Origin of the sequence: Fervidicoccus sp. (assembly GCF_049967375.1) — an archaeon.
Lineage (GTDB): Archaea > Thermoproteota > Thermoprotei_A > Sulfolobales > Fervidicoccaceae > Fervidicoccus > Fervidicoccus fontis.
The window spans coordinates 21,384-43,639 of sequence record NZ_JBMFSV010000010.1; the positions used below are offsets into that span (position 1 = coordinate 21,384).

Here is a 22,256-nt window from a genome sequence, read left to right on the forward strand (position 1 = left end):
GAATTAAAAATGCTTAGGTTTTTAAACTGACCGTTCCCTATGATATAATCTTTCTCTCAACATTTTAGAAGTGCAATTAGGTCTGTATTAATATAGCTTTATCTGATCTCTTTGCCTTCCATGAAGAAGAATGTTCTTTTCAGGGGGTCTGATCTTATTTAGTAGAAGATATGTCTTTCATATAAGAGGAACTTGTAAAAATTAAAAATATATCTATACAGTAAATTTTATATATTTAAAAAAACGATAATTTAGATGGTGAAAAGCCTGAGAAGGTTTTTTCTAATTGTTGTTATTGTTTCGATTCTTGTCATTACTACAATATCTTATGCCCTCTTCCTCTCGCCAAAACCAGGCTTATACTTTTCCCCCTCTCTATACTCATTCGAATCGAACATGACAAATGATATATCTTCTCTTCTTGATAATAAAAACGTTGTATGGCACATACATGTTTCCGCAATAGCTCCATTCCTCTCGAACAATGACTTTGTAGACCTTCTCGACTCCTGCTATTCAGGACAGGGTGCCGCTTACATACCTTACGAATCATTTAAACCAGTTGTAGATTCGTGGCTTACAGTGCTCAAACAAAGGCACCTCGATCCTAATTATTTCACAACATCCCTCATAATTTCTGTAGAGGTCTTCAACAAAACTGATGGAAAAATCCTCTACAGTGCATTCGACACGATGAAGTATAGACCTATAGACTTCTCTTTTCCAAAAGGCGTGCTGGTAAAGTTGAACATAGACGGTAATGGAGTAAGCTTTGATGAGAAGAATTTGTGGATATTAAGCCTTCCCATACTCCTCGCTGAGCCTGAAAATACAAATAGCACATTTAATGGAAGTAAACACACCCAGCCCTTATCCCAGATCGAGACAACAATATCTTATATAGCTCCAGAGAACCTTACGGGCCTTCTTCCTGGAGACTTCTTCAAACAAGAAAACGGAAAGCTTTACATGAAGGTACCTATACTCATCATTGACAACACCCAGTCCAACAATTCAGCCACAATGGGAGGATCGATTGATATAAATATAAACGCAGCAAAAGACTACTCTTTAGGAATATATCCTGCTTTTTCCGCAGGAAACGACATCTTCAATAGCCTAACACAGGGGATATTGCCTAACGTAAATATAAGGCTTGGCTCCGGGCAAACTTGGGGATCCTACTATTTCGGTTATATGATAAATGTCCCTCCGGGAAGTGCGAAGTGGATATACATATGGGCAAGGCCAGTCATAAAGTTCACTATAATCCACTACTACAACCCAATATCCTACGCTGATTATACAGAAGATAGAGTATATGCACTTGTAACGGATGTGCTTTCCTACAACAATGCCATAGAAGGGGGAATTGAAAGTGGGTTACCGCCACAGCCCATTATGAACAATTTATTCGTTGGGACTAACGAGACAAGAGTGGCTGTTCCCACTTTCACGATAGGTGGGATACTTCCAGTGAATGGATCTATTCCTTTCGCAATTTTGTTCAACTACTATGACAAATGTAAAACAAACTTTGAAGTTGGTCTAGCGATAGGATCCTTGCTTGGTAGCTCAGCATGCAGTGTTCTTCCAGGTCTAGAAGGTGTTGCTTGCGGAGTTGCTACAGAATTTGTCTCGACATTTTCCAACTCTCTCTCATCAATGGATCCATTATACATGATAAACGGGGTAGTACAGAATGAGGGGCAACTGTTTGGATACGGATATAACGTTCCAGTAATCCTAGACATGAGGGTGAGTAAGCTCAGCTATATCGTCCCTCCTCCATCTTACTGCTTTTGGTGCTCCAACTGCACTTTCTCCCCGCCCGTTGCACTTTACTTTAAAGCGATACCAGCTGGCTAATCTTTTTGAAAATCAATATGATTTTAACAGAATTTTAAACTAAAACTTCTAACTTTGAAGAAAATCTTTCAACGATATTAAAAGTGTATATGTTCTATAGACAGGAGGAATCTGACCTCCTTCCCGCCTTAAAGGGCGAGGGTTCCCTTTAGGGAATTCATCGGTTCCCCGCATCTATTCGTGAATACATCTTTCATCTGCAGGGCATTCGAGAGGATCTCTGATCCCCCCATATGGAGAATGGATAAAGCCCTCCTCTCAATGTTTAGAATCGCTATGTGGTCTCTATTTCCCTCGAAACCGCATCTGTGGCATTTTAATCTTCTGTAGCCGTTCTCCCTCAGCTTAGATCCGCATACTGGGCACGTCGATGATGTTCTCCTAGGGTCAACAGCTGCAATTTCTAAGTGTTTTTACTTTAAAACCTAAATTAACAATTAATGAACCTTTGGTGTAGTTTATGTGGTTTTTCATAGCGATCCTCTTTTTGTCTTTGCTATCATTCCTCGATTTAGGCATATTTACATATATAGGCTATTCGTTTAACGTATCCCCTTTAGTTTATGGAATAATTGCCGCTACCTGGAGCCTTATCTACATAATTTCTAACAAGCTTTTTGGTAATCTTGCTGATAAAGGTGAGAATAAGCTATTAATGCTGATTTCACTGATTAACATATTTGTAGCAACTTTTCTCTTTTCTAGAGGAAGCCTTGCCTATATCGCAATAGCCTATATGTTTCATGCCATTAGTGTATCTACCGCGAATCTTTCCGTTAGTTCTAGCATTTTTGAGCTTACTGATAGTGAAAGCTGGTGGAAGTATTCAGCCGCACAAAGGCTTTTAGTGTATTTGATTAGAGGAACGACATTATTACTAATCTCTACGGGAATTTTGAGCCTAAGCATTTTCCAAGTTCTGATGATCGCTACTGCTATTGCTGCCATTTCAGCAATAGTTTTGCCTTCGATTGGAGTTAATATTGAAAGAAAATTGCATCTTATCAACAAAAATGTTAGTAACGTTATAGAATATTCAAATATGAAAAGCCTTGCTGCTATAAACTTGGAAAACCCTACAGGATTGCAAGGGGTACTAGAAGGATTTAAGTTAAAAGAGGGGGGCGTTTCTTCGAAAAATATACTTCTCTCCCTATTCTTCGCTATAGCAATGGGAGATTTCATGTTCACTATTATGCCATTATTGATTAAAGGAGATATCTCACTGAATACTTTATGGATATCACATGGAATAACTGGAATAGTAATCGGTATATCTTTAGTGCTTATGTCAAAAATCCTTAAAGGTAGCAAAAAAAGTGCGACCTTTTTTGTTCTGCTCAGAGGATTATGGCTAGCTTTAGGTATTCCGTTATTATTCAAACCTTCAGGCTTAATCTTATATTTGATTATAATGTATTTATCTTCTTCTGCAATAGATACGATATTTTACAATTTATACTCAGAAACAAATAGTGGATACGGAGCAAACAATTATTTCATTGTAAGAGAGATGGGAACGCTGTTTGGCTCTTTAATAGCAGGAATGATAATGACCTTTGGGTTAACGGCAATAATAATATCACTCGCTTTAATGTGCACAATTGCCCTTATCTCAATCGATATTTAATTATTTAAGCGCTTTTTCCACAAAAGAGCACTGAAAATCCCCGCTTCTTTTTCAACTGAAAGTTCCGCCTTTCAGGACGGAGAAGGTCTGATTCTAGCCTAAGAAAACATACCTTTTGCCCTTCTTCTTATCATATACATAAATTAAGTTTCTTTTTTTATCTATTGAAATCCAATACCTATATCCTACATGCTCATTGATATTCTCTTTAAGCATGTTTTTAATTGTTCTTCTCGCATATTTTTCCAGCCATTTCATATTTTCACTCTGCTTGTCTGAGAAACAAAGCTTAGAAATTTTAATCATGTAAAATAAGCCTAATCGTACTACTTTTTATTATAAAAAATTATTGTTTTAAAGTTAATGTATAAAAGGTGATGTTCTAGCTATCATAGAATATCATACTGTCTTAGTATAAAAATATTTTCTGTTTAAAAATTTAAGAGATTTCAAGCAAAGGCTTATCTTTTTGAACAAAATCGCCTTTGCTTACAAATATTTTTTCTACTTTCCCGTCCTTCGGAGATCTTGTTTCTATTATCATTTTCATTGATTCGATCTTAAGTAAAACTTGGTTTTTCTTTACCTCGTCTCCATCCTTTACAAGGATATCAACAATTTTTCCTGGAACCTTACTTGTAACTACTACCATAGCTATCAGCTCTTTCTAAATAAAACTTAAAAGTTTAATAATTTTTGCAAATGCTTATTTACGTTATTTGTTAAAACTTTTTATAAAAATTTTCGACAGAAATACATGAGTTGAAGGTCATGGAAGAACTGAGAGAAGAATTTAAAAAACTTATCGAATTGAGGAATAAAATTTCTAAAGGTGATAGTGAGTACATAAAAAAGCAACATGAAAAAGGTAAGCTAACAGCAAGGGAAAGAATAGATCTCCTAGTTGATCCCGGTTCCTTTGTGGAAATTGGGGCATTTGTGACCCATAGAGCAACGGGATTCGGACTTGAGACAAAAAAACAGCTTGGAGATGGCGTTATAACTGGTTATGGCAAAATTAACGGAAGGACTGTGTTTATTGCTTCACAAGATTTTACTTTTATGGGAGGGAGTCTTGGAGAAGCGCATGCAGAAAAAATTGTAAGAGTGCTAGATTTAGCAATAAAATCTGGTTCACCAATGATTTTTTTGAATGACAGTGGAGGGGCTAGAATCCAGGAAGGAGTAGATAGTCTTAAAGGATATGGAGATATATTTTACTTAAATGTGAAGGCGTCTGGATTTATTCCTCAAATTGCAGCTATATTGGGACCAGCAGCGGGAGGAGCTGTATATAGTCCTGCTCTAATGGATTTTATAATAATGAGTAGAAAGAACAGCTATATGTTTGTAACAGGACCAAAGGTTGTTAAAGCCGCAATAGGAGAAGAAGTAGACGAATATAGTTTGGGAGGGGCAGAAATTCATGAACAGAAAAGCGGAGTTGCAAGCTTAGTAGGCGAAACGGAAGAGGAGGCTTTAAATTTAATAAAGAAGCTTTTAAGCTATCTACCAAGCAATAATAGAGAGGATCCGCCTTATGTGAAAAGTGAGGATCCTGTGGAAAGAGCAGATAAAGAGCTTGACTCTATAATACCAACAGATCCAAACGCTCCATATGATGTTAAGGAAGTAATTACTAGAGTTCTAGATAAGGACACTTTCTTTGAGATACAGCCTAATTGGGCGCAGAATGCAGTCATAGGATTTGGAAGGATCGGAGGAAGAGTTGTCGGAATAATTGCTAATCAACCAATGTACTTGGCAGGGTCTTTGGATATAGACTCTTCAGATAAAATTTCAAGGTTCATAAGATTTCTCGATGCCTTCAACATATCTATAATAACATTTGTAGATGTGCCTGGCTTCTTGCCAGGAACTGTTCAGGAGTATGGCGGGGTTATAAGGCATGGCGCTAAAGTAATATATGCTTATAGTGAAGCGACTTCACCGAAAATTACTGTAATAATGAGGAAAGCATATGGAGGTGCCTATATTGCTATGGGAAGCAAACACCTTGGCGCTGATTATGTTCTAGCATATCCGTTTGCTGAAATTGCTGTTATGGGTCCAAGGGGAGCCGTTGAAATTCTTTACGGAAAAGAATTGGCATCTTTAAAGGATATGTCAGAAAAACAGGAATTTTTAAATAGAGTAGCCAAAGAATATAGAGAGAACATTACCAACCCTTATGTTGCCGCATCTAGAGGTTATATTGACGATGTAATTTTCCCAAGTGAAACGAGGACTTATCTAGCGAGGGCGCTTGAAGCATTTGCGTCAAAAAAGAAGGAAGAAAGGCAAATTAATAAAAAACACGGAATAATGCCAGTTTGAAAATCCTATATATGTCATTTTTATATTGGTTTTTATTCTATTTGACAATTTTCTAAGAGACGTTTATCTAGTAATCCATAGACCTATACTTAATCAAAATTAGATTTTAAAGATGTTATTGAACATAAGCTACCTCACCCTAAAGAGTGAGGCTTTTGTATTCAAATAGAGCTTTACGTTCCAACCTCTCCCGCTTAAGCGAAAAGTTTTCTGAGAATCCATCTTTATAATCCAGATTTAATTTGGTCTTTTATGATTTTCTTCTTCCTAGTATATAGTGGAGAAATATTAGAAGCAGAAACTACAAGACTAGTTTGTAAGCCGTTTGAGTTTCAAGATTATAGTAATAAATATTTAAATTCGTGTCTTCTAATTATAAGTTAACGAAAGGGTGATTATAGTGTATTTTGACCGAAACGTTAAGAATTCTGAAATATATGAAAAAGCTCTTCATGGAACAACAACTGTGGGTCTAATAGCAAAGGATGCTGTTATACTTGCAGCTGATAGGAGAGCAACTGCGGGGACCTTCATTGCTCATAGAAAAACAAGAAAAATATTAAAAATTACCGATAAAATGGCGCTTACAACAGCGGGTTTAGTTGCTGATGCACAAGTTCTTGCTGACTGGCTTAACACACAAATGAATTATCTAACAATAACAAAGAAGCAACCTGTCACAGTAAGAGAGGCAGCCCATCTTCTTTCCCTCTTGCTATACAGATACAAACTATTTCCATTTTACGTTCAGCTTATACTAGGAGGATACGATACTGCTCCAAGACTATTCTCCTTAGATTTATATGGAAGCTTGGTTGAAGAGAAATATACCTCTACTGGAAGCGGATCTCCAATTGCAATAGGGGTGCTCGAAGATGGATATAGGGAAAATATGAGCCCTGAAGAGGCAAGGAAGCTTGCAGTCAAGGCTGTACAGATGGCATTAAAGAGAGATTCTGCAACCGGAGATGGAGTTGATAGTGTTATAATTACTAGTGAAGGGATAAAGGAGTTCAGTGATCCTGTACAACCCTGACATACTTTCTTCCCTTCAGAAATAAGTTCCTTTTGAGCGATTTATAAGTTTCCCGCATCCGTTTGTTTTTCCGTTTCTCTTATGAAAAATAGTCGGGAGTGGTCAGAGATCCCCTATCTGGAACTTTATCTGGGTTGGCTATCCATCTTTGAGTCCTGAAACAATCCCTCATTCAATACATACACTGCTTTAATAGCATCATCAATGAAAATTAAAGCTTAGAAAAGCTTATAGAACTTTATCCCCGCATTGAAAGGCAAAGCTTTCGGTTGTAAGAAACAAATAAAGCTCTTAGTAAAAAAATAGCAAAAAATTTAATTGACGCATATGCTTATACTTAAAAATCGTGCAAAGTTCTAGCCAAAAAATAATTAAAATAAGTAAACATTTTTAGCACGCAATCAAACATTAAAATCGTTGAGTGATCAAAAATGCTTGTTGCAGATGTCAATGTTTGGAAAAATAAAAAAACGATGTTCATCAAAAGGATCGAAAGTGATAGAGAGATAGGATATTTAGATCCTGGGATAGATGAGACTCTATCCCTAATTAACAAAAGAGAGAAGAGCTATACTACAAGCTCCTGCTCAGGACGGATATCGATTGTTGATACAGATTATTTATGGAAAAGGAATGAGCTTCCTTTAATATTTAAAAAACATTCTGAGGTTAGCTCTGAAGAATTAATTTCAATATTTAAAAAAGAACCTATGAATACATTTTGGCTTATCGTAAGCGGTCCAATACTTCATGTGAGAACTTTAGACATTGAAGAAGCGCTTTTTATTTTAAATGCGGGTAGGGAGGCAGGATTTAAGCATTCAGGAATAATGAGCTATTCTGAAGATGGCTACCTTGTAGAACTTATAAGCGGAACTCAGTTTAATTTCCCAATAAAAAACAAAAATGGCTATTTGATAAACATAGAAAAAATAGATTATATAGCTAAGCTTGCAAATAGCGCTCTAGTTGATGGAAGGAGAAAGCTAGAGAAACTTAATCAGTTTTTAAAGGAGAAGGAAAATGAGATCCGATAAACTTTCAAGCGTTGGAGAAATAAAAGCTATAGAGCGACTTTTAAAGCAATACAAAGCATTTTATAGGAAGGATTTTTGCTTTCCTATAGACGATGACGTTCAAGCTTTCTATAACTGCAAGATCTCTATAAAAATTGACGGATATTGCGAGAAATATAGTAGGTACCCATGGGAAAGATGGAGCAATTGGGGGTGGAGAGCTATTACTGGAACTGTAAGCGATCTTTATGCAAAGGGATATACTCCTTTCGGAGTAGTTTACAGTTTAGGGCTTCCGAAAAACTTTCCCTTGAGCAAACTTGAAGATATATCAATTGGCATAAAAAAAGCTATGAGAGAATATGATTTGAGCTTTTTAGGAGGAGATCTTAATGTAAGTTACAAATATGCATGGATAGATGTAGCAGCTTTAGGGACGCATAGCACCTCTTATATATTTCCAAGATCTGGAGCAAAAGCGGGCGACCTCGTGTTCACTACTTTAGTAAATGGATATGGGACTTCTTCTTTGCTATTTTTTGCTTACAAAAACAGACTGTGGAACAAGCTTCCTAGAGAGTTTTTGAATTACACGCCGAGGGCGGTAAAGGAATTTCCATTAGTTTCTAAAGCAATTAAAGTGAATTCTTCTATAGATTCAAGCGATGGTTTAGCAAAGAGTTTATGGATTTTAGCAAAATCAAGCAATGTTGTAATTCATATTGACAATATTCCGATTCATGGAAAAGTGATCAGTTATCTTAAAAACTTCAACTTAAATATTGAAGAGTTTGCTCTTTATGGCGGAGAAGAGTACGAGGTAATTTTTACTACCAGTGAAAAAGAAGATAGAGTTATACGAGTTTGCAAGAGTGCTGGAATAGAATGTATAAAGATAGGAAAAGTAATAGAAAAGAGTGACAAACCGAAAATCATTTTTAACAATAGAGAAATAAAACCAGAGGGCTGGGATCAGTTTTTAAGCACTTAATTGGGTGACCACATTGAATAAAATTATAACCATCGACGGTAGCCTGGGGGAAGGAGGAGGGCAAATTTTAAGAACTTCTTTGGCTCTTTCAGCTATACTCGGCATGCCATTGAAGGTAATAAACATAAGAGCAAAAAGGGAGAACCCGGGACTACAGCATCAACACATAACTGCAGTAAAAGTGGTCTCTGCCTTAAGTAATGCAAAAACTGAGGGTCTTTATCTAGGAAGTAAAGAGCTACTTTTTTACCCAAATAAGCTCTCTGGTGGGAATTTTGAATTTGATGTAGGAACTGCTGGAAGTGTAATGCTTGTACTTCAGGCAATTCTTCCTATTTTACCTTTCCTTGAAACCAGCACCAAAATTGTATTAAAAGGAGGAACAGATGTTCCTGGTGCTCCTACCTTTGATTACTTTAAAAACGTAACATTGGAGCTTTTAAAGCGTATTGGAATCGACATGAAGGCGAATATTAAAAGAAGGGGATATTACCCAAAGGGAGGAGGAATTGTTGATATATTTATAGAGAGCCCAAAAGGAAGGTTAAAAAACATAGAATTAGTAAAGCGGGGAGAATTGAAAAAAATAAAAATATTTAGTGTTGCTCACAAATTACCATCACATATAGCAAAAAGGCAGGCGTTATCTGCTCAAAGTTTTTTAGAAGAAAGACTTCAGGGTATCCTGTACGAGACAGAAATTGAAGACGATGAAAAGAATCATGAACTCGCATCATTTAGTCCTGGGACTTCTATTTCTATAATAGCTGAGGCAAAAGAAAGTATCCTCGGAGGAGACTCTCTTGGAAAGAAAGGAAAACCTGCGGAAAAGGTAGGAGAAGATGCCGCAAAAGTCTTAATTGAAGATATCTCTACTCAAATGGCGCTTGACAGATTTATGAGCGATATGATAATACCATTTTTAGCTTTAGCAAAAGGTAAAAGCAAAGTGGGCGGCTCTAGGCTGACGCTACACGCTATTACAAATATTCTTGTAATTGAAAAAATACTAAATATAAAAGCAAAAGTATTAGGCAAGCAAGAAGAACCTTTTATAATTGAAGTTGATGGAATTGATCCTTTCAGTTTGTATGTTAAATGAGTAAATAAGTGGTTTTTCTAAGAGAATATATTTATTAGATGTACATAAAAAGATAAAATATTTGTTAAGGTGATATTAAATGAGCACTGGTAAAAAAGTTACATTGAGCATTATAAAAGCAGATGTAGGCGGTCTTGCTGGACACCATGTAGTGCATCCCGACCTAATAGCAACAGCCACTAGAATGCTTTCAGAAGCAAAAGAGAGCGGAATAATAGAAGATTTCTATGTCACTAATGTTGGTGATGATCTGCAACTCATAATGACACACTACAGAGGCGTGGATAGCAAAGATGTTCACTCGTTAGCGTGGGATACTTTCAAAGAAGCGACAAAAGTTGCACAAAAGCTAGGTCTTTATGGAGCTGGTCAGGATTTGTTGAGTGATGCATTTTCCGGAAATGTAAGAGGCATGGGTCCAGGCGTAGCGGAAATGGAATTTATCGAAAGAACTAGTGAACCTGTCGTTGCTTTTATGGCAGATAAAACTGAACCTGGTGCATTTAACCTTCCATTTTACAAGATCTATGCTGATCCATTTAATACAGCTGGGCTTGTCATAGATCCTAAGTTACACAGTGGTTTCAAATTTGAAATTTGGGATCTAATTGAACATAAACAGTATTTCTTGAATGCTCCAGAAGATTCTTATGACATATTGGCGCTTATCGGAACAACCGGTAGATTTACTATAAAAAGAGTTTACAGAAAAGATAATAATGAGATTGCAGCTGCAGTAAGTAGCGAAAGACTTAACCTAATTGCAGGAAAATATGTAGGAAAGGACGACCCTGTTGCTATAGCGAGAGCTCAGTCGGGATTTCCAGCTTTAGGAGAAATACTAGAGCCATTTTCATTTCCACATCTAGTAGCCGGATGGATGAGAGGTAGCCATAATGGACCTTTAATGCCAGTCTCTCAAAAAGATGCCAGATGTACTAGATTTGATGGTCCTCCGAGAATAATAGCATTAGGTTTCAATATAAAAGATGGAAAGCTTATAGGTCCAACTGACCTATTTGATGATCCTGCGTTTGATGAAACCAGAAGAACAGCCCAGATAATAGCCGATTATATGAGAAGGCATGGACCTTTCATGCCACATAGATTAGGGCCAGAAGAAATGGAATATACCACTCTTCCTCAAGTTTTGAAAAAGTTAGAAGAAAAGAAAATCTAAATTTTTTATTTTTTATTATGATTTGATATTTCTTTGTTTAATATCAGGAAGTTTTTAAATAAAAATTCATTCACTAAAAAATAATAAGAATTGAAAAATATGAATAAAAATATTAGGAAAGTAAAAGACCAATTATATTATACCCCGCTGTTTTAAGAGAGCTCCCATAAGACCCGAGATAAACGGGACAATGAATGGGGGTGTTGGCAGCGGGGGAAAATCGGTTTTTGGTTTCTGCAAAAATATTTATGAACTTTGAATTCTATTGTGTCGATAATGCTCAATGTTCCTCGGATTTTGAGCTTTATATAGAAGAAAGTTGTGTATCTTTTATTTGTCGATTGAAACGTATAGCAAATATCTCAAAAACAATGGTCTCCAATCTTCATAAATGACGAAGCATTTATCATAAGCAAAAAATAGAAATCTGTAAATATTATTCTGCTTCCTTCCGTATGTTTTCGTGTACACATTCTTTCAATTGAAATACATAAGAATGGTCAAAGAACCTCTCCAGATCTTTTCTCTAAGCCGTCAGTCTTTCATCTTTTCCATAGGTTCAATCATCAATAAAGCGCATGCGTATGAAATTTGGAAATTGTGCCACCTAGGAAGTGAAAAAGAAGCTTTTTAGGGTAAGAGCACCCTTAAGGCTACAACAATACCTATAAAAGCTATTGAAATTATGATTATAGTTGTAGGGGTTATTGTAATTTTTGCACTAGTATCTTCATAAAAGCTTATTAGCCCAGCAGCAGACATTAACCCGCTTGGTTTTTTCTTCTTTTCTTTAGATTTTGATGACATCGTTTTTTCCTCTGCGATGCTTGATATTTATATTTATGTTAAGAAATTAAAATATTTTTTGCCAACATACTCATGAAGATTCCAAACTCAACCTGCGGCGGCAACTCTTTTTCTATGCCAGATATTTTTAAATATGTGGCATTTGGAAGAAGCTCATTTTTTCCGAAGCCTACGTCATTACCAGAAAATATAAGTAATATTCTATCATTATCCTTAAGTCCAAGCTGTTCTAAAGATTTAAACTCAACTCCATAAGCTTGAGTAAACTGAAATATTTTATATCCTTGAAAAAATTGTAGAAAATCCCCGATATCTTGCAAAATTAAAAAATTGACGTTACTTTTAAATAACGCTTTGCTTATTTCAGCGATCCCATACTGCGCTGCAGCTCCTGTAACCCTTGAAATCGCAAAAGTATTTATGAATTTTTTATACGCTTGCACAGTCTTAAAGAAATCCGAAAGCCTATATGTGCTACTAATATCGTGCAATCCAACTACTATTTCTACCATTACTCTTCATCTCACCATATGGCTTAATCGAAATTAATTTTCTATCCCTAAAAAACTTTTGATAGATTATTAAATAAAAACGGAAACGATTTCTATTCTTCATAGAAGGTTGCAATTATTTCTTGTATGGAACGATGGAATACTGTATCTGCATCACTCCATGTAGCCCGCTTAGAGATTGATACAGCCTTTTTATTCTGCTGACCTCACCCTTTATAGCAATTATAAGCAAACATTCTTCCTTACTAACATGAACGTGCAAAGCTGAAACAATGACATCCATATATTCGTGCTGAATATCAGTTATCTTTTCCTCCAACCTACCAGTTTCATGGTTATAAAGCATAATTATAGCTCCTGCTACTGATCCTTTACTGAGTAACCACCTGTTTCTCGCAACAAACTCGCTTGCAGCATTTTGCAAAGCCTTGGATCTAGAATTTATTCCCAGCTCTTTTGAAACTTCCTCTAATTCTTTATATAACTCATATGGAAATGAAACACCGAATTTTACAACCAAAAGCCTCGCCATTTATGGTAAAGATGACAAATTTATATAATTCTTAAGGCATCATTTCTTATTTAAGTTTAATGTTAAGAGTTTCAGGACTGGTGGAGTTTTTATCTTTGATTGCTTATATGGAGGATTAGTTCCGAATTAAAAACAAGTGATCTTTAAAAATGTAATGATTTTATTGCCCATATTGTTATTTAATTTTAAATGCTATCGCTCATATTTTATTTTCTCCGTTATTCGGATTTGCGCTCTCTAGAAACTCTCTGATGTCATTTAATGCCGTTCTTACGCAGAGCTTTATGTTTTCTCTTGCAACTCCTTCTGGACATTTCTCTATAATTAAATTGATATTGTCATTTTTAAGCAACTCCTCAAGCTCTATAGGTTTCATTCTTGCCATGTTTTCCAGCTGAAGGCATCTTGGTCCAACGAACTTCCAAAGATCTGGATGAATGCTTTTTACTATGTAATAAATGTTCCAAGCTAGTGCCCTAATTTCCCACTGTGCTTTCATACACATCCTCAAACCAAAAAAATTAAGAAGCTCTCTTGCATTCATAGTCACTACGATCTTTGTTTTTACTGCTTGCGGTAGAACATATCTCGCATCTTCTGGAGGCATTCCCATATTTATTAATTCTTGATACTCTTCGAAGCTTTTCTTTATAGAATTTATATATTTCTCTAAAGCTTTGTCTCCCTTCTTCAGAATGCTTTTTGGTATCACGTAATAATTTTCAATTTCTTTAATTCTCTTATATCTTTGACTTAGCTGACTATAGCTCGCAAGCCTGTGTCTAACAAGCTGATGCGTAAGAACTCTTGATACGTCTTCAATAAGAAAGGTATATGTGCAGTGCTCCCAAGGGCTTGTATGTCCTCTTGACATCGTCTCCTTTAGCCACTCTTTTTTCTCATCTTCCTTCATCTCATTCCAGCTTTCCGAGAATTCCTTTTGAGTTATTGTCTGCTTGGCAGCTACGGCGATAAGCTTCTCGCATTCTTTAGTATAGCTTATCAGCGTAACTTTCATTTTTCTTACCTACTATTCAATTTTAACACTGATTCTAATTATCAGTTCTAGCAATTTATCTATTTCTATGAGGAAGTTCAAAAAGCTCTTAATAGGAACGACGGGGACTGAGTTTAGCAACCCATAGTTTTTAGAAACTAAAGTAACTAAAACTGGAACCAATTTAACTTCACACGGCCTTCTTATGCATGCTTTATTGCCAAGCAATAACAAGAATTCCTCATTTTCTAGCAAAAGCTTTGTCCTTTCCACTTGCTTATTTGCTGCAAATTCTATCCTTCCTCTTGAGGCAGATCTTGGGGACCAATGCTTGCAGTCAACTATTAAAGCTAAACCTGTTTTAATTGCAACTATGTCGATTTCAGCCCGAGAAGGCTTTCTAATTCTGTAGTTTCTAAGGACTTCATACCCATATTGTTCTAATATTTCACTTAGCTCTTTTTCAAAGTCTTTCCAAGATAAGTATCTGGAAACCACATAAGGTGAAATACCTTTATGTATCGCAGATATAGCAAGTTCTAGTCTATTTTCTACACTGACAATGCCATCTTCTATATTGATCCCTCTTAGATCTTCTATTAGCTTTTTAACTAGAAATTCGTTTGTTAACGATATTTCCGCAAGATAAGAGATCGTCGCCTTATTCTCTTTTAGAAGATAATTTACAATGCTTTCCAAATCGATTTACCTTTGTTAAATCATTACTATCCTTGCAAATGGTGTGGCAGGTTTAAACGGTATTCCTGTTCCACTGTAAAATTTAGTGAACCATTCGTAATAGTGCAACCTCATTGTGTGAGCAAACACTACGATTCCTTCCAAAGCAGCTGCAAGAAGGTTCCCAAAAATATATATTGTTATCCCTGCAATTGCGCCGATGGTACCCTTCCAGACGAGAAGAGCCATAATAGTAAATGCGTACATAACTCCAATATGTGCAACGCTGAGACCCAAAATTCTTAAAAAGCTCGCTGTATTGCCTATGAGCATTATGCCTGTTTCAAAAGTTTCAATGAACGATGTCGTCAATGCTGAGATCCCTGCCTTTACTCGTTTCTTTGAGACATAAAATAAAGGCTCAAACAAAAGAAGCATAAAAAGAGAGGCTAAAACACCGAATCTTATTAGCATTACCTCAAAGCCTGGACCTCCGAAGACTGCTTCTTTTATCAATCCTCCTGCCACGCTTGGAGAGTAAATGAGGAAGGGATACAAAGCTAGCGAGAATGCGAGAAATTTTGGCAATTTTATTGCTACCGCATCAAAATATTCTCTTGCCATCAAAGAGTTTATAAGTCCAAATAGTGTGCCCGAAATTAGTAGAATGGAGCCTATCTTAAGAGAGATATTTATGAGGAAGTATATGGATAGCGAGCCTTCTTCAAATGGGGACGGAATTAGTGGGTGTCCGTTCCAAAGTAACTGTGAAAGATTAGTCAGGCTTCCAAAAAATTCTCCTGATAAAATTCCGGTCACCATGCCTGCTATGCCTAAATATATTGCCAAGAGACCTGTATTGTACCAACCTTCTCTCCCTTTCGATGCTTTTATCATATATATACCAAAGAGCAAAACGAGTAGCCCGTGTCCTAGATCAGGAAACATTATGCCGAAAATTATGGGAAACGTGATAGCCATAAAATATATGGGGACAATTTCATGCGGCAAAGGATACCCATAATTCTCTACAAGCATACTGAAAGGTTTCAGCAATTTATTAACCTTAATTTCTGTGGGAAGTTTTTCTTCTTTAACAGCTTTAAGTGTAATTTCTTCCCATATTACCAATATTCTATTGTCAAGAGCTTTCTTTATAAAAGAAATGATTTTTTCTGCTTCGTAAGCAGGAATGTAGCCTCTAACATAAGAAAAGTAATCGGTATTTTTGATCTGTGAATAAATTCTCAATGCTTCTTTAACTGTATACATTCTAGAATACAAATCCTTTAGATATACTTCTTTTGCCTTAATTTTCTCCTCTAACTCTTCTATTTTCTTATCAAACTCACTTATCTTTTTCTTAAGCTCTTCATATGCAAGATGGAAATTTGAGGGAAGATCTTTTGGTATTACAACTTCAGAAAACCCTGATTCTGCAAGTATTTTTTCTATCTCCTTTTCATCTTCTTTTTTGTATAAAATTACAGCAACATTGCTCTCTTCTCCTTTTTCAACAAATATATAACAGTTGAATTTTCTCATTTTTTCAAGAAATGAAGGTATCATCTCGATATCTATATAACCAACTTTAAATCCCAAATAGCCATATTTTTTCTCTTCATTTAAGTCAAAATCAAGATCTTTCAATGGTTCAATCTCTTTTAAAAACGCATCAATTTTTTCTCTATCACTCTTTGAGCTTTTAAGCTCTGATATGATAGGTTCGATTTCCTTCTCAAGCATATCATATTCTGCAGAGATACTCTTAGCAGTCTCTATCCATTTTGATACTTTTATTTCTCCTCCGTTTCGAATTCCATATATATTTATATCACTTAAAATACTTGAAAATTTATTTACCTTACCTTCGATTTCTTGCGAATATCTTAAAATTTCATTATTATATGACCCTGGATAGGCTATAGACAGCTCTGCAGGATGAAACTTTTCTGTAAGCATCAAAGATGTTACAAGCTTGTCACTGTAATCTTTAGGAACAATTAACGTAATGCCTGTAACGCTATTCGGAATAAACATCTTGATTTACCTTGAAAGATTTCTAATCAAACAGAAAGCAAACTTTAATTAAATTTTAATTATATCTATTAATGTCAATATTTTTATAGTTTTTTTAATTAATTACTATAATAAGTTTAAGTGGATACACATGAGTGCTCAGATCAATAATGGCAAAGTATTAGTAATCGGAGGAAAGAACTTAGTTCTGATGTACAAGATGATAGGTTGCGAAGGAATAGAAGAGAGAAACCCAGACAATATTGCACAGATTATAGAAACTTATGCTAAAAGGCAAGATATCAGCGTTATTTTGGTTGAAAAAGAATTAGGAGAGCTTATATCGTCAGATATCGAAAACATTAGAAAAAAGACTGGAAAGATTATTTTTTACTTGCCTTCACCCTCAAGTGCTATGGAGCCTACGGACATCAGAAAAATGGTCATGAGAGCTTTAGGGTTATAAATAATAATTGACTTTGGTGGTTTGCCTTGGAAGAAGGTAATATTGAGTCCTTGCTTGAATATGTTATCAACAAGGTAATAAATGAATTCAAGGATACCGTTGAAGAATTGCGTAAAGATGCACATGAATTGCTCGACGATGCATATAAAAATACGAAGAATTCTCTAGTTAAGGAGCTTAGCGACCTTTATGAGAATTACGTTGAAAGCGTGAATAACTTAAGGTCATTAAGGCAGTATGAAATAAAAATAAAAACTCAAGAAAAAAAAGCGGAAATCGTTGACCTTGCGCTTAAAGAAGTTGAGAAGAAGATCTTTTATGAGCTTGATAAAGAGGAAAAGAAAATTATTTACGAAGCAATACTTTCAAAACTAAAGGAGTCTATAAAGTTGACAAACGGAGAGATCCACATTGAAAAGGAAGACAAAGATCTTGTTTCTAAGATTATAAAGAAAAAATTAGAAGATAGTAAAGAAAAGATTAAAATTATTGACGATCTTCCCTCCGGCACTGGAGGAATTAAATTTGTCTCTCAAGACGGTTCAACTGTTTATGATTTTACCTTGAAAAAGATATTTGAACTTTCTAAGTTTGAACTAGCCTCAATTGTTTATAATGTTTTATTCGGGGGTGAAGAAAAATAGCAATAACAGGTAAGATCAAGAGGATTTCAGGATCGCTTATCGTAGCTGAAGGGATGAAGGGAGTAAAGATGTACGAAGTTGTAGAAGTTGGTAGCGATGGAATCATAGGAGAGGTCACGAGGATCGTAGGCGATGACGCATATATACAGGTATATGAATCAACTTCAGGTATTAAGCCAGGAGATATAGTTGTATCCTCGGGTTCTCCCCTCTCTGTTGAGCTCGGACCAGGACTGTTGACACAGATATACGACGGAATACAAAGACCTTTAGAAGTAATTAAAGAAAAAAGTGGTTCAATTTTTATTAGAAGAGGTATTAAGAGCCCTGCACTTCCAAGGAATAAAAAATGGCACTTTATGCCAAATAAAGAGCTCAAAACAGGAGATGAAGTAAGTAGCGGCACAGTGCTAGGTAGCGTTAAGGAGACAGAACTTATTGAGCACAGAATACTCGTCCCGCCTAATATTAGTGGGAAATTGACTTTTTTGGCTAAAGAAGATGATTATAGTGTTGAAGATGTAATAGCAAAAGTTACTAAGGAAAATGAAGAAAGAGAATTAAAGTTATATCATAATTGGCCGGTGAGAATTCCAAGACCTTTTAAAGAAAAACTCGAGCCTACAGAACCACTTATCACTGGCTTAAGAATAATAGATACATTCTTTCCAATAGCAAAAGGAGGAACAGCCGCTATTCCTGGAGGCTTCGGTACAGGAAAAACAGTCACTCTTCATGGTATTGCTCAGTGGAGTGAAGCAAAAGTGGTCATTTACATCGGGTGCGGTGAAAGAGGAAATGAAATGACGGAAGTTCTTGAAAAGTTTCCTCATTACAAAGATCCATGGACAGGAAGACCGCTGATGGAAAGAACTATACTTATTGCAAATACGAGCAATATGCCTGTTGCTGCAAGAGAAGCTAGCATTTATGTCGGAGTGACACTTGCAGAGTATTACAGAGATCAAGGATATGATGTTTTGCTTGTAGCCGACTCAACCAGCAGGTGGGCTGAAGCACTTAGAGAAATTGGAGGCAGGCTTGAAGAGATGCCTGCTGAAGAGGGATACCCAAGCTATTTAGCATCAAGACTTGCTGAATTTTATGAAAGAGCTGGTAGAGTTATAGCACTTGGCGATCCAAAGAGGATAGGATCAGTTACTCTTGGCGGTGCAGTATCGCCCCCAGGTGGGGACTTTACAGAGCCAGTAACCAGCCATACAAGAAGGTTTGTGAGAGTATTCTGGGCACTAGACACGACATTAGCTTATTCCAGGCATTATCCTGCTATTAACTGGCTGACCAGCTATAGCGCATATGCAGAGACTGTTGCTGAATGGTGGAAAAAGAATGTCAGTCCTAGCTGGGCCGAGGACAGACAGAAGGCCTTAAATATTTTGTATAGAGAGAATGAGATTAAGGAGATTGTAAGGCTTGTTGGAACAGAGGGTTTAAGCGAGAGCGATAAGCTCATTTTGTTTATAGCAAACGTTCTTAAGGATGGATTTCTTAAGCAAAATGCATTCGATCCTATAGATGCCTTTAGTGAGCCAAAGAGACAATACAAGATGCTAAAATCGATTCTTGAGGTATATGAAAAGCTTAATGCCATAATTTCAAGTGGAAAGGCAAACATGTCAGAATTAGAGGAATTGATAAAGGACGATATATCGTCGCTTGTAAGAGGAAGATATTCTATTCCTCATAATAAGCTTGAAATGTTCGATAACATAATAAGAGGCATATTTGAAAAGGTCAAGAAGTACGAAAACTTTTGAGGTGATAATATTGGAGAGCACAAGAAGAATTCATGGAGTAATGGAGTCAAAAGAAATAGAAATGATAAGAGGCCCCCTTCTGTTTGTAAAGGTTTCTTCAGGAGTCGCTTTTGATGAAGTTGTTGAAGTTGAGTTGCAAGATGGTGAGAAAAGGAGGGGAAGAGTGCTCGATGTTAGTAAGAATTTAGCCGTAATACAAATATTTGAGGGGACGACTGGGATAGGATCTCTAGGAACAACTGTAAGATTTCTAGGAGAGACTTTTGAAGTTGGAGTCTCCGAAGATATGCTCGGCAGGATTTTTGATGGGCTCGGAAACCCGATTGATGGTGGTCCCATGGTAATTGCCACCGAAAAGAGAGATATAAACGGTGATCCGCTAAATCCTGCATCTAGAGCTTATCCCAAAGACTTTATACAGACTGGAGTAAGTGCTATAGATGTAATGAATACTCTTGTTAGAGGGCAAAAGTTACCAATTTTCAGCGGTGGAGGCTTACCGCACAATATGTTAGCTGCACAAATCGCGAGGCAAGCAGTAGTTAGGGGTGAAGGAGAAGAATTCGCTGTAGTGTTTGCAGCAGTAGGCATAAAGTACGATGACTTCCTGTTCTTCAAGAGATTCTTTGAGGAAAGCGGAGCAAAAAACAAAGTAGCAATGTTTGTTAACTTGGCGAATGAGCCTGCAATGATAAGGCTGATTACTCCAAGGGTTGCTCTGACATTAGCTGAATATTTGGCATATGAAAAAGACATGCACATACTTGCAATTATAACTGATATGACAAATTATGCTGAAGCATTAAGAGAAATTAGTGCTGCTAGAGAAGAAATACCTGGCAGACAGGGATACCCTGGATACATGTACAGCGACTTCGCCTCAATTTATGAGAGGGCAGGAAGGGCTATCGGAAAGAAGGGGAGCATTACACAGATGCCCATTTTGTCAATGCCTAACGATGATATAACGCATCCAATCCCAGACTTAACTGGCTATATTACTGAGGGACAGATCGTTTTAGACAGAGGCCTATTCAATAAAGGTATTTATCCCCCAATAAACGTCTTAATGAGCCTATCAAGGCTTATGAAAGAAGGAATAGGTCCAGATAAAACTAGGGAAGATCACGGCGATGTTTATAACCAATTATATGCAGCATATAGCAGAGCACAAGAGCTTAGAAGTTTAGCAACGATCATTGGGGAAGAAAGCCTTAGTTCTACTGATAAACTGTATTTAAGATTCGCTGAATCGTTTGAGAGAACGTTCATAAATCAGTCTCCTACAGAAAATAGGTCAATAGAGCAGAGCTTAGACTTAGCCTGGTCTATATTATCTATTTTGCCAGAATCTGAGCTCACAAACATTAGGACAGAGCTCATCAATAAGTACTATAAGAAAGGCATGGAAGCTGAACCGAAATGAGCTTTGATAAAAGAAGCACATTGCCAACAAAAATCAATCTAATCAAATTGAAGAGAGACCTTACACTTATAAGAAGAGTTAGAGAGGTTTTAGAAGAGAAGAGATCAGCGCTACTTTTATATCTTAATACAATGATTAAAGAATATGAAAAGCTTTATAATGAGACTTCTTCAGAATTAAAGAAGGCATACGATACCTTGCAAGCAAGCCTTCTAACTATAGGCTATAACAGATCCAAGGAAATATCTGATATTGTCCCTTCTACTCTAAGAGTAAATGTTAAGATAAGAGCGCTTTTTGCAGTTAAAGTTCCTTACATCTCTATAGCTGAGAATTCTTTTCCAAAAATGGACTTCCCCTCTGATGTCCCTCCTTCATTGATAGAATCGAGAGAGAAGCTAAAGGAAGTTTTTGAGAAGCTCCTACGATTAATTGAAGTTGAAAATACACTGTTTACTATAATAAACGAACTGAAAACTACACAGAGACTGATAAACTCTATAGATTATTCGATTATTCCTAACTACGAGAAAACGATAAGGTATATTTCACTTGTACTGGACGAAAGAGAAAGAGAGGAATTCTCTAGACTAAAAATGATAAAGAAGATTCATGAAGAAGCTTAAACTTTCTTCATCCCCGCCTTAAAAGGCAAGGCTTTCAGTTGTAATCGTAAGAGAGGAAATCTTTAAAAACTAAATCCATAGTTTTCACCAAAAAACAATTTCGAAATAGATTATGATAATACGAGCTTTCCCTCATTTTCAAGGGCTTCTAAAATCCACAATGCAACTACAGTCGCTACTTCTTTTCTTGCAGAAAAAGGATCTGTTTTTATTCCATATACTGATTCATATGCCTTTAAGGCTATTCCGCTATCAATTCTGTTAATTATTTTTGCAACGAGCTCATCTATTATCTCTGAAACTTTTAATCTTGTCTTTTTTTCTCTGATCAGCTTTTCCGCATAATCTAAATCATCAGTACTGAGTACAACATCCTTCTCTTTTTCTGGGCTTTCTCTTTTTGCAATTTCCCAGTATTTAAATATAAGCTCATAGTTGGCACCAAGTTTTCCTGAAGCAAGCAATGGAAGCTTTTTTTCTACCAAACTTATTTGCCTCGACAAACTGTTTTGAGTTTCATAAAAGTTTATATTTTGATGTTAATGTTATTTCTTCGCTATTTATAAATCTCTCCGCATTTGATTTCTAGAGTTGAGCTGCTCTGTGAAGG

Annotated in this window: 23 protein-coding genes; 13 read left to right on the forward strand and 10 right to left on the reverse strand. The window is 36.2% G+C overall.

The genetic code is table 11. From position 1 onward, the window contains the following. The first annotated feature begins 255 nt into the window (after positions 1–255). The gene (locus ACP5SL_RS02940; protein ID WP_428228165.1) at positions 256–1,869 is read left to right on the forward strand and encodes a hypothetical protein; all 1,614 of its coding nucleotides are present in this window, start codon (positions 256–258) and stop codon (positions 1,867–1,869) included. Positions 1,870–1,997: 128 nt separating this feature from the next. Here ACP5SL_RS02940 and ACP5SL_RS02945 read toward each other — a convergent pair whose 3' ends face one another. Beyond that, a complete protein-coding gene (locus ACP5SL_RS02945) occupies positions 1,998–2,270 on the reverse strand; it encodes a zinc ribbon domain-containing protein (protein ID WP_428228167.1) in 273 nt (90 codons plus the stop codon). 59 nt (positions 2,271–2,329) lie between these two features. Between ACP5SL_RS02945 and ACP5SL_RS02950 the strand changes: the two genes are divergently transcribed. After that, entirely contained in the window at positions 2,330–3,499 is a 1,170-nt protein-coding gene (locus tag ACP5SL_RS02950; protein ID WP_014558106.1) for an MFS transporter, read from the forward strand. Positions 3,500–3,592: 93 nt separating this feature from the next. Here the strand turns inward: ACP5SL_RS02950 and ACP5SL_RS02955 are convergent, their stop codons facing one another. Together ACP5SL_RS02955 and ACP5SL_RS02960 are read right to left on the reverse strand one after the other, a co-directional pair. Further along, on the reverse strand, positions 3,593–3,757 hold the full coding sequence (locus tag ACP5SL_RS02955; RefSeq protein WP_014558105.1) for a hypothetical protein: 165 nt from the start codon (positions 3,755–3,757) through the stop codon (positions 3,593–3,595). 181 nt (positions 3,758–3,938) lie between these two features. Further along, positions 3,939–4,151, reverse strand: a complete 213-nt coding sequence (locus ACP5SL_RS02960) for a biotin/lipoyl-containing protein (protein ID WP_014558104.1) — start codon at positions 4,149–4,151, stop codon at positions 3,939–3,941. Positions 4,152–4,270: 119 nt separating this feature from the next. On the opposite strand from ACP5SL_RS02960, the gene ACP5SL_RS02965 reads away from it, so the two are divergent. The 6 genes from ACP5SL_RS02965 (at position 4,271) to fbp (ending at position 11,161) form a co-directional block, all read left to right on the forward strand. Beyond that, positions 4,271–5,836, forward strand: coding sequence for an acyl-CoA carboxylase subunit beta (locus tag ACP5SL_RS02965; RefSeq protein WP_014558103.1), 1,566 nt, complete (start codon positions 4,271–4,273; stop codon positions 5,834–5,836). Positions 5,837–6,236: 400 nt separating this feature from the next. Beyond that, a complete protein-coding gene (gene psmB / locus ACP5SL_RS02970; protein WP_014558102.1) occupies positions 6,237–6,872 on the forward strand; it encodes an archaeal proteasome endopeptidase complex subunit beta in 636 nt (211 codons plus the stop codon). Between the two features lie 431 nt (positions 6,873–7,303). Then, on the forward strand, positions 7,304–7,909 hold the full coding sequence (locus ACP5SL_RS02975) for a tRNA(Phe) 7-((3-amino-3-carboxypropyl)-4-demethylwyosine(37)-N(4))-methyltransferase (RefSeq protein ID WP_014558101.1): 606 nt from the start codon (positions 7,304–7,306) through the stop codon (positions 7,907–7,909). Continuing rightward, complete coding sequence (locus ACP5SL_RS02980) at positions 7,896–8,879, forward strand: thiamine-phosphate kinase (RefSeq protein ID WP_014558100.1); 984 nt, start codon at positions 7,896–7,898, stop codon at positions 8,877–8,879. Before ACP5SL_RS02975 ends, ACP5SL_RS02980 begins: the two co-directional genes overlap by 14 nt. A 4-nt stretch (positions 8,880–8,883) precedes the next feature. Then, positions 8,884–9,981, forward strand: coding sequence for an RNA 3'-terminal phosphate cyclase (rtcA, locus tag ACP5SL_RS02985; protein WP_428228166.1), 1,098 nt, complete (start codon positions 8,884–8,886; stop codon positions 9,979–9,981). A gap of 79 nt (positions 9,982–10,060) precedes the next feature. Beyond that, on the forward strand, positions 10,061–11,161 hold the full coding sequence (gene fbp / locus ACP5SL_RS02990) for a fructose-1,6-bisphosphate aldolase/phosphatase (RefSeq protein WP_014558098.1): 1,101 nt from the start codon (positions 10,061–10,063) through the stop codon (positions 11,159–11,161). A gap of 630 nt (positions 11,162–11,791) precedes the next feature. Here the strand turns inward: fbp and ACP5SL_RS02995 are convergent. From ACP5SL_RS02995 to ACP5SL_RS03020, 6 genes are all read right to left on the reverse strand, one after another. After that, positions 11,792–11,968, reverse strand: a complete 177-nt coding sequence (locus tag ACP5SL_RS02995) for a preprotein translocase subunit Sec61beta (protein ID WP_014558097.1) — start codon at positions 11,966–11,968, stop codon at positions 11,792–11,794. 38 nt (positions 11,969–12,006) lie between these two features. Then, positions 12,007–12,480 carry a RecB-family nuclease gene (locus tag ACP5SL_RS03000; RefSeq protein ID WP_014558096.1) on the reverse strand — a complete coding sequence of 158 codons (474 nt, stop codon included), beginning with the start codon at positions 12,478–12,480 and terminating at the stop codon, positions 12,007–12,009. A gap of 115 nt (positions 12,481–12,595) precedes the next feature. After that, the gene (locus tag ACP5SL_RS03005; protein ID WP_158308317.1) at positions 12,596–13,000 is read right to left on the reverse strand and encodes a CopG family ribbon-helix-helix protein; all 405 of its coding nucleotides are present in this window, start codon (positions 12,998–13,000) and stop codon (positions 12,596–12,598) included. Between the two features lie 211 nt (positions 13,001–13,211). Beyond that, the gene (thyX, locus tag ACP5SL_RS03010; protein ID WP_014558094.1) at positions 13,212–14,030 is read right to left on the reverse strand and encodes an FAD-dependent thymidylate synthase; all 819 of its coding nucleotides are present in this window, start codon (positions 14,028–14,030) and stop codon (positions 13,212–13,214) included. Positions 14,031–14,042: 12 nt separating this feature from the next. Further along, positions 14,043–14,708: an NERD domain-containing protein gene (locus ACP5SL_RS03015; protein ID WP_014558093.1), complete on the reverse strand. Its 666-nt coding sequence runs from the start codon at positions 14,706–14,708 to the stop codon at positions 14,043–14,045. A 15-nt stretch (positions 14,709–14,723) separates the two neighbouring features. Continuing rightward, positions 14,724–16,727, reverse strand: a complete 2,004-nt coding sequence (locus tag ACP5SL_RS03020) for a V-type ATP synthase subunit I (protein WP_193803881.1) — start codon at positions 16,725–16,727, stop codon at positions 14,724–14,726. 130 nt (positions 16,728–16,857) lie between these two features. On the opposite strand from ACP5SL_RS03020, the gene ACP5SL_RS03025 reads away from it, so the two are divergent. The 5 genes from ACP5SL_RS03025 to ACP5SL_RS03045 are packed head-to-tail and all read left to right on the forward strand — an operon-like array spanning position 16,858 to position 21,646. Beyond that, entirely contained in the window at positions 16,858–17,172 is a 315-nt protein-coding gene (locus ACP5SL_RS03025) for a V-type ATP synthase subunit F (RefSeq protein ID WP_148683663.1), read from the forward strand. Between the two features lie 26 nt (positions 17,173–17,198). After that, entirely contained in the window at positions 17,199–17,816 is a 618-nt protein-coding gene (locus ACP5SL_RS03030; RefSeq protein WP_014558090.1) for a V-type ATP synthase subunit E, read from the forward strand. After that, entirely contained in the window at positions 17,813–19,594 is a 1,782-nt protein-coding gene (locus tag ACP5SL_RS03035) for a V-type ATP synthase subunit A (protein ID WP_428228168.1), read from the forward strand. Before ACP5SL_RS03030 ends, ACP5SL_RS03035 begins: the two co-directional genes overlap by 4 nt. Before the next feature lie 40 nt (positions 19,595–19,634). Continuing rightward, complete coding sequence (locus ACP5SL_RS03040; RefSeq protein WP_428228169.1) at positions 19,635–21,020, forward strand: V-type ATP synthase subunit B; 1,386 nt, start codon at positions 19,635–19,637, stop codon at positions 21,018–21,020. Further along, the gene (locus tag ACP5SL_RS03045) at positions 21,017–21,646 is read left to right on the forward strand and encodes a V-type ATP synthase subunit D (protein WP_014558087.1); all 630 of its coding nucleotides are present in this window, start codon (positions 21,017–21,019) and stop codon (positions 21,644–21,646) included. The genes ACP5SL_RS03040 and ACP5SL_RS03045 overlap by 4 nt, the downstream gene beginning before the upstream one ends. A 110-nt stretch (positions 21,647–21,756) precedes the next feature. On the opposite strand, the gene ACP5SL_RS03050 is transcribed toward ACP5SL_RS03045, so the two are convergent. Continuing rightward, entirely contained in the window at positions 21,757–22,131 is a 375-nt protein-coding gene (locus ACP5SL_RS03050; protein ID WP_014558086.1) for a hypothetical protein, read from the reverse strand. Between the last annotated feature and the right edge of the window lie 125 nt (positions 22,132–22,256).

What these genes read in the sequence shown, in the direction of transcription:
- ACP5SL_RS02940 (WP_428228165.1), top strand. Translation starts at nt 256, where the DNA reads ATGGTGAAAAGCCTGAGAAGGTTTTTTCTAATTGTTGTTATTGTTTCG.
- ACP5SL_RS02950 (WP_014558106.1), top strand. Translation starts at nt 2,330, where the DNA reads ATGTGGTTTTTCATAGCGATCCTCTTTTTGTCTTTGCTATCATTCCTC.
- ACP5SL_RS02955 (WP_014558105.1), bottom strand. Translation starts at nt 3,757, where the DNA reads ATGAAATGGCTGGAAAAATATGCGAGAAGAACAATTAAAAACATGCTT.
- ACP5SL_RS02960 (WP_014558104.1), bottom strand. Translation starts at nt 4,151, where the DNA reads ATGGTAGTAGTTACAAGTAAGGTTCCAGGAAAAATTGTTGATATCCTT.
- ACP5SL_RS02965 (WP_014558103.1), top strand. Translation starts at nt 4,271, where the DNA reads ATGGAAGAACTGAGAGAAGAATTTAAAAAACTTATCGAATTGAGGAAT.
- ACP5SL_RS02975 (WP_014558101.1), top strand. Translation starts at nt 7,304, where the DNA reads ATGCTTGTTGCAGATGTCAATGTTTGGAAAAATAAAAAAACGATGTTC.
- ACP5SL_RS02980 (WP_014558100.1), top strand. Translation starts at nt 7,896, where the DNA reads ATGAGATCCGATAAACTTTCAAGCGTTGGAGAAATAAAAGCTATAGAG.
- fbp (WP_014558098.1), top strand. Translation starts at nt 10,061, where the DNA reads ATGAGCACTGGTAAAAAAGTTACATTGAGCATTATAAAAGCAGATGTA.
- ACP5SL_RS02995 (WP_014558097.1), bottom strand. Translation starts at nt 11,968, where the DNA reads ATGTCATCAAAATCTAAAGAAAAGAAGAAAAAACCAAGCGGGTTAATG.
- ACP5SL_RS03000 (WP_014558096.1), bottom strand. Translation starts at nt 12,480, where the DNA reads ATGGTAGAAATAGTAGTTGGATTGCACGATATTAGTAGCACATATAGG.
- thyX (WP_014558094.1), bottom strand. Translation starts at nt 14,030, where the DNA reads ATGAAAGTTACGCTGATAAGCTATACTAAAGAATGCGAGAAGCTTATC.
- ACP5SL_RS03020 (WP_193803881.1), bottom strand. Translation starts at nt 16,727, where the DNA reads ATGTTTATTCCGAATAGCGTTACAGGCATTACGTTAATTGTTCCTAAA.
- ACP5SL_RS03025 (WP_148683663.1), top strand. Translation starts at nt 16,858, where the DNA reads ATGAGTGCTCAGATCAATAATGGCAAAGTATTAGTAATCGGAGGAAAG.
- ACP5SL_RS03040 (WP_428228169.1), top strand. Translation starts at nt 19,635, where the DNA reads ATGGAGTCAAAAGAAATAGAAATGATAAGAGGCCCCCTTCTGTTTGTA.
- ACP5SL_RS03045 (WP_014558087.1), top strand. Translation starts at nt 21,017, where the DNA reads ATGAGCTTTGATAAAAGAAGCACATTGCCAACAAAAATCAATCTAATC.